Source organism: Curtobacterium sp. MR_MD2014 (assembly GCF_000772085.1).
Classification (GTDB): Bacteria; Actinomycetota; Actinomycetes; order Actinomycetales; family Microbacteriaceae; genus Curtobacterium.
In genome coordinates this window covers 44085-59969 of record NZ_CP009755.1, presented here as the reverse complement: position 1 = coordinate 59969, position 15885 = coordinate 44085, and the positions used below count along the sequence as shown (strand labels likewise).

Annotated in this window: 13 protein-coding genes; 8 read left to right on the top strand and 5 right to left on the bottom strand. The window is 71.2% G+C overall.

Features of this window, described 5'->3' with window-relative positions; translation table 11 throughout:
- Positions 1-20: 20 nt before the first annotated feature.
- Positions 21-1316, bottom strand: coding sequence for an MFS transporter (locus NI26_RS00290; protein ID WP_066651247.1), 1296 nt, complete (start codon positions 1314-1316; stop codon positions 21-23).
- Positions 1317-1555: 239 nt separating this feature from the next.
- Between NI26_RS00290 and NI26_RS00285 the strand changes: the two genes are divergently transcribed.
- The 5 genes from NI26_RS00285 to NI26_RS00265 all read left to right on the top strand — a co-directional run bounded on the left by NI26_RS00285 (position 1556) and on the right by NI26_RS00265 (position 6947).
- Positions 1556-2356, top strand: coding sequence for a sugar phosphate isomerase/epimerase family protein (locus tag NI26_RS00285; protein ID WP_200884124.1), 801 nt, complete (start codon positions 1556-1558; stop codon positions 2354-2356).
- Positions 2353-3468, top strand: a complete 1116-nt coding sequence (locus tag NI26_RS00280) for a Gfo/Idh/MocA family protein (RefSeq protein WP_066651242.1) — start codon at positions 2353-2355, stop codon at positions 3466-3468. Before NI26_RS00285 ends, NI26_RS00280 begins: the two co-directional genes overlap by 4 nt.
- A 249-nt stretch (positions 3469-3717) precedes the next feature.
- Entirely contained in the window at positions 3718-4272 is a 555-nt protein-coding gene (locus NI26_RS00275; RefSeq protein ID WP_144411183.1) for a hypothetical protein, read from the top strand.
- A gap of 166 nt (positions 4273-4438) precedes the next feature.
- Complete coding sequence (locus NI26_RS00270; RefSeq protein ID WP_268746764.1) at positions 4439-5962, top strand: MFS transporter; 1524 nt, start codon at positions 4439-4441, stop codon at positions 5960-5962.
- Positions 5955-6947 (top strand): alpha/beta hydrolase, encoded by a 993-nt coding sequence (locus NI26_RS00265; protein ID WP_066651234.1) that lies wholly within the window; start codon positions 5955-5957, stop codon positions 6945-6947. The genes NI26_RS00270 and NI26_RS00265 overlap by 8 nt, the downstream gene beginning before the upstream one ends.
- Before the next feature lie 55 nt (positions 6948-7002).
- Here NI26_RS00265 and NI26_RS00260 read toward each other — a convergent pair whose 3' ends face one another.
- The 4 genes from NI26_RS00260 to NI26_RS00245 form a co-directional block, all read right to left on the bottom strand.
- A complete protein-coding gene (locus tag NI26_RS00260; RefSeq protein WP_200884123.1) occupies positions 7003-7929 on the bottom strand; it encodes a carbohydrate ABC transporter permease in 927 nt (308 codons plus the stop codon).
- A complete protein-coding gene (locus tag NI26_RS00255) occupies positions 7926-8909 on the bottom strand; it encodes a carbohydrate ABC transporter permease (protein WP_066651231.1) in 984 nt (327 codons plus the stop codon). Before NI26_RS00255 ends, NI26_RS00260 begins: the two co-directional genes overlap by 4 nt.
- Before the next feature lie 79 nt (positions 8910-8988).
- Positions 8989-10317 (bottom strand): sugar ABC transporter substrate-binding protein, encoded by a 1329-nt coding sequence (locus NI26_RS00250; RefSeq protein ID WP_066651228.1) that lies wholly within the window; start codon positions 10315-10317, stop codon positions 8989-8991.
- Positions 10318-10351: 34 nt separating this feature from the next.
- Positions 10352-11500 carry an ROK family transcriptional regulator gene (locus NI26_RS00245; RefSeq protein ID WP_066651225.1) on the bottom strand — a complete coding sequence of 383 codons (1149 nt, stop codon included), beginning with the start codon at positions 11498-11500 and terminating at the stop codon, positions 10352-10354.
- 216 nt (positions 11501-11716) lie between these two features.
- Here NI26_RS00245 and NI26_RS00240 point away from each other — a divergent pair, with 216 nt between their 5' ends.
- The 3 genes from NI26_RS00240 (at position 11717) to NI26_RS00230 (ending at position 15803) form a co-directional block, all read left to right on the top strand.
- Positions 11717-12622, top strand: coding sequence for an ROK family protein (locus tag NI26_RS00240; RefSeq protein WP_066651223.1), 906 nt, complete (start codon positions 11717-11719; stop codon positions 12620-12622).
- Positions 12623-12733: 111 nt separating this feature from the next.
- Positions 12734-14056 (top strand): hypothetical protein, encoded by a 1323-nt coding sequence (locus NI26_RS00235; protein WP_144411182.1) that lies wholly within the window; start codon positions 12734-12736, stop codon positions 14054-14056.
- Between the two features lie 43 nt (positions 14057-14099).
- Positions 14100-15803 (top strand): beta-N-acetylhexosaminidase, encoded by a 1704-nt coding sequence (locus NI26_RS00230; RefSeq protein WP_066651222.1) that lies wholly within the window; start codon positions 14100-14102, stop codon positions 15801-15803.
- The last annotated feature ends 82 nt before the right edge of the window (positions 15804-15885 follow it).

Genomic DNA, 15885 nt, shown 5'->3' with positions numbered 1-15885 from the left:
GTCCGTCGGTGCGACGGGCGTCAGCGGACCCGCTTGATCGGGATGACCACCAGCGCACCGAGCAGGGCGACGATGCCGGCGGCCCAGCACATGAGCTCGTAGTTGTCCGGGTGGCTGCTGCCGATCTTCAGGAAGAAGAGCGAGATGGCGGGTGCGAGCGACTGCGGCAGCGCGTTCGCGATGTTGATCACACCGAGGTCCTTGCCCGGACGGTCGGCGTTCGGCAGCACGTCCACGACGAGCGCGGTGTCGATGGCCGAGTAGATGCCGTAGGCGAAGCCCATGACGACCTCGGCGACGTAGAAGCCCGTCACGGTGTCGGCGTGGGCGAGGATCACCAGGCCGACCGCGAACAGCGCCGTCGATCCGCCGACGAAGACCTTGCGGCGGCCGATCCGGTCCGACGCCCAGCCGGAGAGTGCCGCGCTGACGAGCAGGGCGAGCGTGTAGAGGAGCACGCCGAACGCGACGGCCTCGGTGGCCTCCTTCAGGTCCGCGATCCCGAGGTGCTCCTGCATGTAGAGCAGGCGGTAGGTCGTGAACATGAACGTCGCCAGGATGATCAGGAAGCGCGACCACCACGCGAACGCGAAGTCGGGGTTCTTGATCGGGTTCGTCCAGAACGACGAGATGAGGTTGATCCAGGTGAACGGCTTGAGCTTGTAGGTGGGCAGGTCGTCACGGGCGACCAGGGCGTACACGACGACCAGGACGATCGCCAGGATGCCGGGAGCGATGAACAGCACCGGCAGGTTCGCGACGAAGAACACCGACAGGTAGGTGCCGGCGAGCACGGCGATGTTCTGCGCCAGGGCGATGATGCTCGACGCCCGGCCGCGTTGGAGCTGCGGCACGTTGTCGGCGAAGCTCGCGAGCAGGGTGGCGAGCGTGGCGTTCGCGGCGAGCTGCGCGAGCAGCCAGCCGAGCGTCAGGTTGAGGACGTCGGGCGCGTAGGCGATCCAGGCGAGCGCGATCGCGAAGACGACGACACCGCCGAGCAGCCACGGGCGTCGGCGGCCCCAGCGCGTGCGGGTCCGGTCGGACAGCGCGCCGGCCAGCGGGTTCATGATGAGCGCACCGAACGCGCCGATCGGCAGCACGGAGCCGATGACGTTCGCCGCGTCGTCGCCGACCAGGGCCTGTGCCTTGATCTGCATGCTGACGTAGACCGGGGCCATGAGCGCCACGAACAGGCCGAACTGTCCGAGGAACAGGGCGACCTGGTAGCCGATCCCCACCTTGACGGTGCTGACGGGCTGGGTGATGCCCGCTTCCGGGTCCAGCAGTGCGGGGCTGCCGGGTTCGGGTGTGCTCATGACGCCTCCTTGAGTCGATCGGAAACCTTGTACTGCAAGGTTTTCCGTCGGCGAGCATACATCTCCCGAGGGGTGATCGACACGTGTCGTCCAGACGGCGCGCGAGTGCGGCACCGGCGACGCGCGACAAAAACTACACAGCGGGTGGTTTTTGGGGTAGCGTCGGTCTCGATCTCGCCGGGGAGCATCGATCCTCGACGGGCCCCGACAACCTGACAGGACCGAAGGAGCCCTCTGCCATGCCCACCACCTCTGTGCAGCTGTACTCGCTGCGCGACGCCATCGCCGAAGACCTCGACAAGGCCATCGCCCGGGTGCGCGAGATCGGCTACGAGAACGTCGAGCCGTACGCGTTCGTCGAGCGCGCCGCCGACCTCGAGAAGGCCTTCGCCGCCACGGGCCTGAAGGCCCCGTCCGGCCACGTCGCCGTGATCGACGCCGAGGACACCGCGCCGATCTGGGACGCCGCCCAGCGCCTCGGCATCCAGACCGTCATCGACCCGTTCATCCCGACCGACCGCTGGCAGACCGCTGACGACGTCGCGAAGATCGCCGAGCGCGTCAACGAGCTCACCGCCGAGGCCACCGCGCGCGGCCTGAAGTTCGGGTACCACAACCACCAGTGGGAGTTCACGAACAAGGTCGACGGCAAGACCGTCTACGAGCTCTTCGTGTCGCAGCTCTCGCCGGAGACCGTCCTCGAGGTCGACACCTTCTGGGCGACCGTCGGCGGCGCCGACGCCCCGGCCGTCCTGCAGTCGCTCGGCGACCGCGTCGTCGCCATCCACGTCAAGGACGGCAAGGTCGACGGTGACATCCTCACCGCGCTGCCCTCGTCCGAGAGCGCCCTCGTCGTGCCGGAGGCACTGCAGCGCGCCTTCGAGAACCAGACCCCGGCCGGCCAGGGCGACGTCGACGTGCGGGGCATCCTCGCCGCCGCACCGCAGGCCATCCGCGTCGTCGAGTTCGACGCGTACTCGGGCGACGTCTTCCAGGGCATCACCGAGTCGCTCGAGTGGCTGAAGGGCAACGACAAGTGAGCCGCGTCGGAGTCGGCATCATCGGTGCCGGCAACATCTCGGACCAGTACCTGACCAACCTGACGCAGTTCGCCGACGTCGAGGTCCTGATGGTCGCCGACCTCATCCTCGAGCGCGCGGCATCGCAGGCCGAGAAGTACGGCGTGCCGTCGTCGGGCACGGTCGAGGAGCTCCTCGCCCGCGACGACATCTCGATCGTCGTCAACATCACGATCCCGGCCGAGCACGCGAAGGTCGGCCAGCAGATCATCGCCGCCGGCAAGCACACCTGGAGCGAGAAGCCGGTCGCCACCACCGCCGAGGACGCCCAGGCGCTCCTGGCCGCCGCGTCGGCCGCCGGCGTGCGGTACGCGACCGCCCCCGACACCGTGCTCGGTGCCGGCATCCAGACCGCGATCCGCGCCATCGCCCGCGGTGACATCGGCACGCCGCTCACCGCGACGACGATGTTCCACGTGCCCGGCCCGGACCAGTGGCACCCGGACCCCGAGTTCCTCTACGCCGAGGGCGCCGGTCCGCTGTTCGACATCGGCCCGTACTACGTGACGACCCTGCTCCACGCGTTCGGCTCGGCCTCGCGCGTGCAGGCCGTGTCGTCGAAGTCCCGCGAGACCCGCGTGATCGGCTCCGGCCCCCGTGCCGGCACCGAGTTCGCGGTCGAGGTGCCCACGCACCACGCCGCGCTCATCTCGTTCGCCGACGGGCAGTCCGCGCAGACGACCCTGTCGTTCCAGCACGCCCTGCCCCGCAACGGCTTCGTCGAGATCAACGGTTCCGAGGGCACGATCGTGCTGCCGGACCCGAACGTCTTCGACGGCGACAGCACGCTGTGGACGCTCGGCAAGGACGAGCCGACGACCCTCGAGCACAAGGGCTCGACCTGGGGTCGCGGCACGGGCGTCGTCGAGATGGCACGTGCGATCGCCGAGGGCCGCCCGGAGCGCGCCTCCGGTGCCGTCGCGTCCCACGCGCTCGACGTCATGCTCGGCATCCGGGACGCCGCCGACTCCGGCCAGCCCGTCGAGATCACCTCGCGCATCACGAAGCCGGAGCCGCTGCCGGAGGACTTCGACCCGGCTGCTGCGGTGCTGGCGGAGGGCGCGAACGCCTAGCCAGCCACGTGACGGACGGGAGGCGCGGTGCCAGCTGGCACCGCGCCTCCCGTCCGTCCGCGTCGTGGGTGCGTCCGGCCCACCGAGCGGGCCAGATCCGTCACGTCCGGAGCCGCACACCGACGTCCTCCGCCCTCCGGGCGGAGGACGAGCGGCGTGTCCTGCCCGCTCGTGGGTGACACGACAAGCCGATCGGCCGACCGGCCGGTCGGCTTCGTCCCGCAGGGGGATGCCGACGGGAGCGCTGTCGTGTCAGGGTCGAGCAAGGGGGATCCGACCGCTGTCGAAGGAGGCGCCACGGACACGACGCACGACCGAGCGCCACGACGACGGGTCCTGCCGGTCCTCGTGTCCGCTGCCGCGCTGGCCGTCATCGCCACGGGGGTCGGCATCGGCGTGCACCTCGAGCACGCTGCCGAGACCGCACGACGCCTCCCTCCGGCGAGCGCCTCGTCGGAGCAGGTCCTGCGGGTGTACCTCCGCGCAGCCGAGGCCCACGACTGCGCGGTGACCGAAGCCCTCACGGCTGCGCACGCACCGTCGTCACCCGACCAGGCGTGGTGCGGGCAGCGGCAGCCGACGTCCTGGTTCGACGAGCACCCGGACCTGCTCGCCCACCGGAACGTCGGCGCCGTCGAGCGGATCCCGGCCGACGAGCGCGGCGGGGTCGCCGAGGAGTGCATCCCCGTCGACGTCACCGAGACGAACATGAACGGCGCCGACCCCGGGACCCTCGAGGGGTGGCAGTTCTGCTTCCGCCACACCGAGGACGGGTGGCGACTGTACGACGAGGGCTACGGGTGAGCGACTCGTTGCACTGAGCCGCCCGGCAGGTCCCCAGCCACTCTTCTGCACGTGCCGCTGATGGGCTACTGTTCCTCGCAGAGGGAAAAATCCCGCGCCGCTCGCCGGCCGGGAGCGTGCACGCGTCTCACGGGAGTCGCCACTTCTTCATCAAAGGAGTGCACCCGTGTCTGCACACACCCCACCCGCCCGTCTCCGTGACGCGTGGATCGCCCTGTCCGGGCTGTCCGCCGTGTTCCTGTTCGAGATGCTCGACAACTCGGTCCTCACCGTCGCCCTGCCGACGATCGGTCGAGACCTCGCCGCGTCCACTGCCTCGCTCCAGTGGGTCTCGAGCGCGTACTCGGTCGCGTTCGGCGGGCTCATGCTCCTGTTCGGGGCGGTCGCCGACCGGTTCGGCCGCCGCCGAACGATGCTCGTCGGGCTGGTGCTGCTCGCCGCGGCGAGCGCCGCGACCGTCCTGGTGACCAGCGTGGAGCAGCTCGTCGTCGTCCGGGTCCTCACGGGCCTCGCCGCCGCGATGACCACGCCCGGCTCGATGGCCCTGACCTTCCGGCTCTTCTCCGCCGACCACCTGCGCGTCCGGGCGTTGACCGTGGTGTCGACCGCCGGGCTCGTCGGGCTGGCGGTCGGCCCGACGATCGGCGGGTTCGTGCTCGCGGTGGCGCCGTGGCAGGTGCTCCTGGTGGCGAACGTGCCGATCGCCCTCGTCGCGCTCGTCGGCATCCGCTCCGGGATCGTGGCCGATCGGCCGGCGGACCTGCACCGGCACCCTCTCGACCTCGTCGGCGCCGTGCTCGGCACGGCCGCCGTCGTCGGCGTCCTGGTGACCCCGACGCTCGCCGTGTCCACCACCGGCTGGCCGACCTGGGCCGCGGCGACCGCCACCGTCGCCGCCGTCGCGGGCTTCGTCGTGCGGGAGCGGACGGCCCCGCACCCGCTGCTCGACCTCACCCTGGTGGCACGGCCCCTCGTCGCGAGCGGTCTGGCGTACAAGGCCGCCGCCGGGCTCGCCACCGCCGGGCTGTCCTACGCGGTGACCCTGCAGCTGCAGGCTGCGTGGGGGTGGCCGCCGGCCCTCGCCGCGCTCGGCACCCTGCCCCAGGTCGTGGTGCTCCTCGCGAGCGGCCGCTTCGTCGGGCCCTTCGTCCGGCGGGTCGGGCTCGATCGGGCCGCGTGGACGAGCGCCACGGCCGTCGTCGTCGGGCTCGCCGTGTTCACCCTGTCCGGGCGTACCGGGTACCCGGCGGTCGCGGTCGCCCTCGTGCTCGTCGCGGCCGGGATGCGTGTCGTCGGAGCGGTCGCCGGCGCGAGTGTCCTGTCCGGGCTCCCGACGGACCGCACGTCGATCGGGGCGGCACTCGTCGACACCGCGAGCGAACTCGCCACGGCGGTGGGGATCGCTGCGACCGGGACGGTGCTCGCCGCGCTCGTCCCCGGCAGCGTGACCGTCGCCCGGACCACGGCAGCGCACGCTGCCGCCGTCGTCGGTGCGCTGCAGGTCGCCGGGGCCGTGATCACCGTGGTCGCGGCGCTGTTCGTCGCCGTCGGGGTGCTCCGCGCGCGACGCGGCGCGGGCACGCCGGAACCGACGCCGACCCCGACCCCGCCGGTGCCGTCCACGTCCTCTTCCTCTTCCTCTTCCTCGTCCACTTCCGCCGACCACCACCAGGAGCCCTCCCGTGCCTGACACCACCTCGCCCCGCCCGCCCTTCGACCCCGAACTCGGCGTCTTCCTCACCGCACTCGAGGCCCGTGGACCGTTCACCATCGACGCCGCGGCCCTGCCCCGGATGCGTGCGCTCGAGATCACCGAGCAGGAGCTCGACGACCGCCTGCGCGCCCGCGGGCTCGAGCGGCGGCGCATCACCGTCCCCGGACACGGCGGTGACCCGATCGACCTCGCGGTCATCCAGCGCGCCGGCCGGACCGGTCCGACCACGGGCGTCTACACGATCCACGGCGGGGGCATGGTGATGGGCCACCACCTCGGCAACCTCGAATCGTACGACGACTGGCTGCTCGACCACGACGTCGTGCTGGTCAGCGTGGACTACCGTCTCGCCCCGGAGCACCCCGACCCGACCCCGGTCGAGGACTGCTACGCCGGACTCGTCTGGGTCGCGGAGCACGCCGACGAGCTCGGCATCGACCGGGCGCGCCTCGTCGTCGCCGGCCAGAGCGCCGGCGGGGGCCTCGCCGCGGGGACCGTCCTCCTTGCCCGGGACCGCAGCGGCCCCGAGGTCCTCGCGCAGGTCCTGGTCTCCCCGATGCTCGACGACCGCGACGCCTCCGTGTCGACCCGGCAGATCGACGGCGTCGGCGTGGCCGACCGCCAGGCGATGCACTTCAGCTGGGGCGCGTACCTCGGCGAGCGCCGGGGCACCGACGACGTGTCCCCGTACGCGGCACCGGCGCGCGCCGAGGACCTGTCCGGACTCCCCCGCACCTACGTCGACTGCGGCAGCGCCGAGGTCTTCCGTGACGAGACCGTGGCGTTCGCGAGCGCGCTGTGGGCCGCCGGGGTCGACGCCGAGCTGCACGTGTGGCCGGGCGCGTTCCACGGCTTCACGAGCATGGTGCCGGGAGCGGCGGTCTCGCGGTCGGCGGTCGCGGCCCTCGCCGACTGGACGACCCGGCTGCTCGGGGAACCCGACCCGGCGCCGCGCACCTGACGCGCACGGACGGGAGGCACGGTGCGGACCCGCACCGTGCCTCCCGTCCGTCGAGTCAGCCCTTCACCGCTCCCGCCGACATCCCCGAGACCAGGTTGCGCTGGATGATCATGAAGAACACCACGACCGGCAGCGAGAACAGCACGGACGCGGCCATCTGACCGGTGAAGTCGGTGCCGGTCGTCTGGGTGGTGAACGACGCGAGCCACACGGGCAGCGTGTAGTGCGCCTGGTCCTGCATGAACGTGTACGCGACGATGTAGTCGTTCCACGCGGCGATGAACGCGAAGACGCTCGTCGCGATCATGCCCGGCATCACCAGGGGGAAGAGCACCTTCGTCAGGACCTGCCACGTACTGGCACCGTCGATGCGCGCTGCCTCCTCGACCTCCATCGGGATCGCGAGGAAGAAGCCGCGCATGACCCAGATCGAGAACGGCAGCACCGCAGCCACGTAGGCCAGGATCAGCCCCGCGTAGGTACCGGTGAGGCCGACCTGGTTGAAGATGAGGAACTGCGGGATGAGCAGTGCGGTCCCCGGCAGCATCTGGACGAGCAGGATCGTGACGAGGATCGTGCGACGGCCACGGAACCGGAACCGCGAGAGTGCCGCCGACGCCAGGATGCCCAGGGCCAGCGAGAGCACGACGGCCCCTGCCACGACGATGGTCGAGTTGCCCAGGTAGATCAGGAAGTCCGCTCGGGTGAAGGCCGTCACGAAGTTGTCGAGCGTGGGGTGAGCCGGAGCGAAGAGCGGGGTGCTGGTCAGGGCCTCGGAGCGGGGCTTGAAGGCCGTGTTGATCATCCAGTAGACCGGGAAGATCCAGACGACGCAGAACACGATCGCGATGGAGCTGCTGATCCAGCGCACGGGGCGCCGGCGACGGCGGATGCGTCTCGTCGCCGCGACGCCCTCGGGGGTGGGGACGGCTTCGGGGACGTCGGCTCGGACGGGGACGCCCGTCGGCATCGCGGTGGTCACAGCTCTTCTCCCGATCGGACGAGGTTCCGGATGTAGAGGGCACTGAGCGCCATGAGGATCAGCGCCGCGATCACGGCGACCGCCGAGCCGGTCCCGATGTCGTGCCCGACGAATGCGGTGACGTAGGTGAAGACACCGAGGGTGGACGTCGCACCGTCCGGACCGCCCTGCGAGACGAGCCAGATCTGGTTGAAGACGTTGAAGTCCCAGATGATCGAGAGCATCGTGACGAGGAGCAGGGTCGGTCGGAGGTACTCGATCGTGACGACGCGGTACACCGTCCACTCGGAGCCGCCGTCGAGCCGGACGGCCTCCTTCACCTCGATCGGGATCTGCGTCTCGGCGGCGTACAGGGTGAGCGCGATGAAGGGCACCGCCTGCCAGACGACGAGCATCCAGATGGACGTGTACGCCAGGCCGGCGCTGTTGCCCCAGTCGGTGTCGGTCATGTCACCGAAGACCCGGAGCTGCGTGAGCGCCCAGTTCACGACCCCGTAGCCCGGCTGGAAGAGCCAGTTCCACACGAGCGAGGACGCCACGTTCGGCATGCCCCACGCACAGATCAGGACGATCGTGACGGCGTAGCGGAGCACCACGCCCAGCCGGGTCATCAGGTGCGAGACGCCCGCGCCGATCAGGATGCTCCCGAGGACCATCGCCGCCGTGAACAGCACGGTGCGGACGAGCGATGCCCAGAAGGCCGGGTCGGAGAGGATCTGCCCGTACTGCGCCAGCCCGACGGCGTCGTACGCACCGGTGAAGAGCGAGCGCTGGTCGTAGTCGGTGAACGACGTGAAGACCAGGAAGACGATGGGGGCGACCGTCACGAAGACGAGCACGAGCCCTGCTGGGGTCAGGAGCCAGAGGGGGGCGAACGAGCGGGTTGCCCGGCGCTGCGGAGCGCCGCCGGGACGATCCCCGGGCGAGCGGTCGGGGCGGCTGCGGCGCTCCGTGCTCGGGCGGGTGGCTGAGACGGTCACGTCTGGCCTTTCCGGTCGGGGCGGGCGGTGCGGGAGCCGTCGCGTGACGACGGCGCCCGCACCGTCCTGGTGGGTCGTCCTACTGCTTGTTCAGGACGTCGTCGGCGGCCTTGTCGAAGGTCGCCGCGGCTTCCTCCGGCGTCTTCGAACCGGAGACGATGCTCGAGAAGAGGGTGTTGATGCTCTGGTCACCCTCGAGGTCGGCCCACCGGGCGTTGGCCGGGGTCGCCTTCGAGTTCAACGCCGCGGTGAAGAAGGCCTTGTTGATCTCGCTCAGGCTGGAGTCGGCGGCCTTGATGCCCTCGGTGCTGTTCGGGATCCAGCCGTTGTCGCCGTAGACGTACTTGCTCTGGACGTCCGGGCTCGACGCGATCTCGACCCACTTGAGCGCCAGGTCGGTGTTGCCGGACTTCGCTGCGATGCCCCAGTCCGATCCACCGAGCATGACCGGCTGTGTCTTCCCGGACTTCCCCGGGAACGGGAAGGTGCCCATCGTGTCCGCCGTCATCTCCGGGTTCGCCTGCTCGATGAGGCCGAGCGTGCCGCTGGTGCTGAGGATGGCCGATGTCTTGCCGTCCGCGAAGACCTGGTTCATGTCCGGGCTGTCGGTGTTGAGGGTGGCCGAGGCCTTCGTCGAGTACGCGTTCGCGAACGCCCGGAAGTCCTCGAGGCCCTGCTGCGCCTTCGCGTCGCCGAACCCGGCCTTCCACGTCCCGCCGTCCTCGGTCGCGATGTCACCGCCCGCGTCCCAGACGAACTGCATCCCGGCGTACCAGTACTGACCGGGCATGTAGAAGGCGGAGAAGTCCTTCGCGGTGTTCGCTGCCTTGACCTTGTCGAGGTCGGCCGTCAGTTCCTCGTAGGTGGTCGGGACCTCCGTGATGCCGGCGTCCTTCCACATCTGCTTGTTGTAGATGACCGATCGGGCGCCGGCGAAACCGGGGACGCCGTAGAGCGAGCCCTCCACCGTGGCCGGGTCGGACAGGCCGTCGAGCCAGGTCTGCCCCTGTGCCAGGTCCGACTCGTACGGGGTGAGGTCCAGCAACGCGCCGTTCGCGGCGTAGCTCGCGACCTGCGTGTTGCCGAGGTCGAGGACGTCCGGCGGCGTGTTCGTGGCCAGCGCGGTCGAGACCTTGGTCGTGATGCCGTCCCACTGCTGGATCTGCACCTTGACCTTCGCGCCGGTCTCCTTCTCGAACTGGTCGTTGATCGCGGCGATGGTCTTGTCGGAGTAGTCCCCGGTCATCGCCCACACGGTCAGCGTCTTGCCGTCCCCCTTGACGTCCCCGATCTCCTTGGTGCCACCGCTGCCACCAGCACCGGTGTTGCCGGCGCTGGAGCACGCGGTCACCCCGAGGGCGACGGTCAGGGCCACGGCAGCTGCTGCCGCGAACTTCTTCGTACGCATTGCTTCTCCTTGGTGGTCGTTCTGCTGTGTCGGATCAGCTGACCCCGAGCTCCGCGGCGAGCAGGAACGCTGCCCCGCCCCGGAGGATCAGGTCGCTGTTGGTGGACGTGGCCGTCACGGCGAGGTCGTCACCCACGCTCGCGAGCGTGCGGGCCGAGACGGTGTCGTGCACGGCTTGCACGAGGGGGCCCTCGACGAGGTCGGCGGGCCCGGTGACGACGATCTCGGTGATGTTCACGGCACTGACGATCGGAGCGAGCACCCGGCCGAGGGTGTCCCCCGCAGACCGGAGGAGGCCGGCACGGTCGGCGACGGGGGCAGCGTCGAGCCGCCGAGCCAGGTGGTCGGCCCCGATGATCACCTCGAGGCACCCACGGCGCCCGCAGGGGCACGGCTCGCCGTCCTCGTCGATCGTCAGGTGGCCGATCTCACCTGCCGCGTAGCGCTCGCCGAGCACGAGTCGTCCGCCGAGCACCATCCCCGTCCCCACGCCGTGCTCGAGCGCGACGACGAGCACGTCCCGGGTCGGGTCGACCTCGAAGGCGTGGACGCCGAGCGCCGCGACGTTCGCGTCGTTGAGGACGTGCACCGGGAGCCGGAAGTGCTCGGCGAGCTGCCGCTGCAGGGGCAAGCCGCCCCCGAGTGCGACCGAGTCGAGGACCGTGCCCGTCTCGTCGATGACGCCGGGGCACCCGACGGCGATCCCGAGCAGGCGACGCGACGTCGTCGCCGCCAGGCGCTCGACGAGTCGGATGATGCGGTTGAGGGCCTGGTCCCCGACGGCACCGTCGACCTCGATCTTCGCGCTGTCGACGACGTCGCCACGCAGGTTCGTGACCGCCCCGACGAAGTGGTCGGGGACGGAGAGGTCCAGGACGACGATGTGGAAGGCGTCGACGTTCAGGTTGATCAGGGTCGCGGGCTTCCCGACGCGCAGGTCCTCGCGGGGCCCGAGTTCGGTGACGAGGGCATCGGCCTCGAGTTCGGCGACCAGACCGGAGACGGTCGGCCGGGTGAGCCCCGAGTGCCGGGAGAGGTCCGCTCGGCTCATCGCGCCGTCGGTGAAGAGCGTCTGCAGGATCAGGGAGCGGTTGAGCGCCCGGCTGTGCTGCGGCAGGGCCTTGCTCCGTTGACGCCGTACCTGCGCCGCGAAGGGTGCCGGAGCATCCGTGTCGTTCGCCAATGGGGTTCCTCCCTCCGAGTGGTTGCCTTAGTAAAGGACCGTTCCTAATCCGATGTCAAGCACCGATCTGAAGCCGTAACAGCCCCGTGATCTCGGGGAAACACTGCTCGACACGCTCTTGCCAGCGTCGAGTTAGGCGTGTTTACTAACCCGCATGCGCAGCCTTGACGCCGCGTCCTCGCTGACGAGGCCGCGCACCCCCAGGACGGGAGCACCATGAGGATCGGCCTCGACATCGGCGGGACGAAGATCGACGCCGTCGCCGTCTCACCGGCGGGCGACGTGGTCGATCGGGTCCGGGTCCCGACCGGCTTCGGGCCCGACGCGGTGGTGGCCGAGACGCTCGCCGTCGTCCGATCGCTCGAGGTCCGGACGCGCTCGACCGCGGACACGATCGGCATCGGTGTCCCCGGTCTGGTCGACCACGAGACCGGCTGGGTGCGACACGCTGTCAACCTCGGGCTCTCGGAGGTCGCACTCGGTCCGCTGGTGGCCGCTGCGACGGGCGCGGCGGTCCAGGTCGAGAACGACGTGAACGTCGCCGCGCTCGGTGCCGCGCAGGCGATGCAGCTCGACGGGCCGCACGCGTACCTGAACATCGGGACGGGACTCGCCGCCGGACTCGTCGTCGACCGGCGCCTGTGGCGCGGAGCACGGGGCAACGCCGGCGAGGTCGGGCACATCCCGGTCGTGCCGGACGGGCAGCCCTGCGTGTGCGGTCAGCGCGGCTGCCTCGAGACCCTCGCATCGGGGTCCGCCCTGGCAGTCGCGTGGCCGGGCCACGGCAGCTCCGCAGCGACGGCCCTGTTCGACTCGGCCGACGCGGGTGATCCCGCTGCCGTCGCCGTCCGCGACCGCTTCGTCTCGGGCCTCGCATCGGCCGTGCGCATCCTCGTCGTCACGGCCGACGTCGAGTCGGTCGTCGTCGGCGGTGGGCTCGCCACCCTCGGCGAACGCCTGCTCGCCCTCGTGCGCGCCGGCTTCGACGGCGCCGCGCGCACGTCCCCCTTCGCCGCCTCGCTCGACCTGTCGTCCAGGGTCCACATCGCCCCCGTCGACCGTCCGCTCGCCGCACTCGGGGCCGCGTTCCTCGCACCCGCGCCGGCCGTCTCGACCGCCTGACCGCGGTCGAGCCAGCCGTCTCGACCGCCTGACCGCGGTCGACCGGCCGCCCGCACCACCGAAGCCTCGAACCCACCGATCGCGTCCCGACGCAGCGGAAGTGAGCACGCCATGACCGGAACATCCCGTCCCTCCGACCACGACAGCCCCCGAGCGAGCGGCACGCTGACGCGCCGAGGGATCGTGCTCGGCGCCGCGGCGACCGTCGCGTCCGCCGCGGTCACGCTCGGCGCCCCGGGCATCGCCGCCGCGACGCCGCCGGCCGTACCGCGCGGGGGTGCTCGACCCCCGGCCGGTCCGGTGTCGCGCGGCCGTTCCCGCGACCTCGCCTACGAGTACCTCGACCTCCGCATGGACGAGTACGGCTCCGGCACGGAGCTCCGCCTCCCCCGCAGCTACTTCGGTGGGTACTTCGCGTCGCTGCCCACCGAGTTCGTGTCGTCGTTCGCCTACGACGATGCCCTCATGGTGCTGGCCTGGCTCGGCCGGGGCCGGCACCGCGACGTCCAGCGGGCCACGGTGCTCGGGGACACCCTGCTGGCGCTGCAGGCTGCGGACCCGATCGGCGACGGTCGGACCCGGGCCTCGTACCAACCCGACACCTTCCCCGTCGCGACGCCCCCGCGTCCGATCGACATCGGTTCCCCCGCCGCCTACACGGGGAACCAGTCGTGGGTCGGCATGGCGTTCTGCCGCCTGTTCGTGGTCACCCGGGAACGTCGGTTCCTCGACGGGGCGCTCCGGCTCGGCGCCTGGATCGAGACGAACGCCCGCGACGACGTACGGCAGCCCGCCGGGTACACGGGCGGACGGAACGCCGACGACCAGCCGATCACCTACAAGTCGACCGAGCACAACATCGACGTGACGGCGTTCTTCACCCAGCTCGCCCGGCTCACCGGCGACCGCACCTGGTCCCGACGAGCGACCCTGGCGGAGACCTTCGTCCGCGCGATGCAGGACCGGACCGACGGGCACCTCTGGACCGGCACCGACCCGGACGGCACGACGATCAACCGCACGCCGATCCCCGAGGACGTGCAGGTCTGGGCGTACCTCGCCACGCTCGATCGCCGGTACTCCGCATCGGTCACCTGGGTGCTCGACCACCTCATCGCCCACGACGGTCCGTACACCGGCCCGTCCTTCTCGGACACGGACGTCAGCAAGGTCTGGTTCGAGGGGTCCGGTCAGCTGGCGCTCGCCCTGGAGGCGCGGGGCACGCGAACGGACCGCACCCGGTCCGCCTCGGTCCTCGACAGCGTCCAGCTCGCGCAGCGCACGCAGGCGAACGGCGACGGGAAGGGCATCGTCTCGGCGTCGTCCGACGGACTCGACACCGGGTTCGGCGACCTCTACCACTCGAGCCTGCACACCGGTGCGACGGCCTGGTACCTGCTCGCCGTCACCCGCACGAACCCGTTCCGCCTCTGACCATCCCGATCCGTCCCCGACCACCCCGGAAGGACAGCACCGCATGCTCATCCCCCGCCCCCGCTCCCGCGTCGACGGCGCCGGCTCGTTCACCCTCGACGAGCGGACCCGCGTCACCGCCGACCCCGCGGCCGAGCCGGTCGCGCAGTACCTGCAGCAGGTCCTGCGCGCCTCCACCCGTCTCCCCCTGTTCGGCGCCGCCGGCGCGACCGACGTCCCCCTGGTCGCCCTCCGGATCGCCGCCGATCCGAGTGACCTGCCGGAGGGCCCCGGCGGTGACCGCTCGGAGGCCTTCCGGCTGGAGGTCACCACCGAGGGCGTCGTCGTCACCGGCGGTGGCCCCGCCGGCGTCTTCTACGGCGTCCAGGCACTCCTCCAGCTGCTCCCCGCCGACGTGTACCGCCGCGGCCAGGTGCGCACCGAGGGATGGACGCTCCCGGTGACGGTCGTCGAGGACGCCCCGGCCTTCGCCTGGCGCGGCGTGATGCTCGACGTCGCCCGGCACTTCCGCACGAAGGCGGAGGTCCTGCGCCTCGTCGACCAGCTCGCCGTGCACCGGCTCAACCGCCTGCACTTCCACCTGACCGAGGACCAGGGCTGGCGCATCGAGATCACGAAGTACCCGCGGCTCACCGAGGTCGGGTCGTGGCGCACCGAGTCGCAGGTCGGCGCACACGTGCCGGACGCGGACGGCACCCTCCGGGTCGCGGGGAAGGACGGACGCCCGCACGGCGGCTCCTACACCCAGGACGACATCCGCGAGATCGTGGCCTACGCGGCCGACCGGTTCGTCACGGTCGTGCCGGAGATCGAGACCCCCGGACACGTCCGCGCCGCGCTGGCCGCGTACCCGGAGCTCGGCGTGCACCCGGAGCGGCAGCTCGACGTGTGGACCGAGTGGGGCATCGCGCACGACGTGATGAACGCCGAGGACAGCACGGTGCGGTTCTTCACGGACGTGCTCGACGAGGTCGTCGCGCTCTTCCCCTCCGAGTACATCGGCCTCGGCGGCGACGAGTGCCCGAAGGACCAGTGGGAGGACGATCCCCGCACCCAGGAGCGCATCCGGGAGCTCGGCCTCGCGGACGAGGAGCAGCTGCAGGCCTGGATCGTCGGACAGCTCGCGGCGCACCTCGAGTCGCACGGACGCCGGGCGTTCGGGTGGGACGAGATCCTCGAGGGCGGCACGCTGTCCCCGTCGGCGACCGTCGTCTCGTGGCGCGGGTTGCAGGGTGCGATCACCGCCGCACGGCGTGGGCACGACGTCATCTCGACACCGGACGACCAGGTCTACCTCGACTACCGGCAGAGCGACCTGCCGAACGAGCCGATCCCGGTGTCGATCGTGCTCACCGTCGACGACGTGTACGCCTTCGACCCGGTGCCCGCGGAGCTCACCGAGGCGGAGCGGGCACACGTCATCGGCGGGCAGGCGAACATGTGGACCGAGCACGTCGACACCGTCGGCCGACTCGACTACCAGCTGTTCCCGCGCGTGGTCGCCCTGTCCGAGGCGCTCTGGTCGGCGGACGTCGCCCGCCCTCGCGACGTCGAGGAGTTCCGGCAGCGGTTGACGCACCACCTCGCCCGGCTCGACGCGCTCGGCGTCGCGTACCGGCACGAGTCCGGCCCGCGCCCGTGGGAGGAACGGCCCGGTGTGCCGGGTCGCCCCCACAGCCGCGAGGAACGCGCGGCGTACGTCGACGCGATCACGGCGAACATCGCGGACGGTGCGCCGGCGTCCTGAACGGGGCGACCTACGGACGGGAGGCGCGTGGCGGCACCGCCACGCGCCTCCCGTCCGTCGCTGGTGGCGCACCGGCGACGGG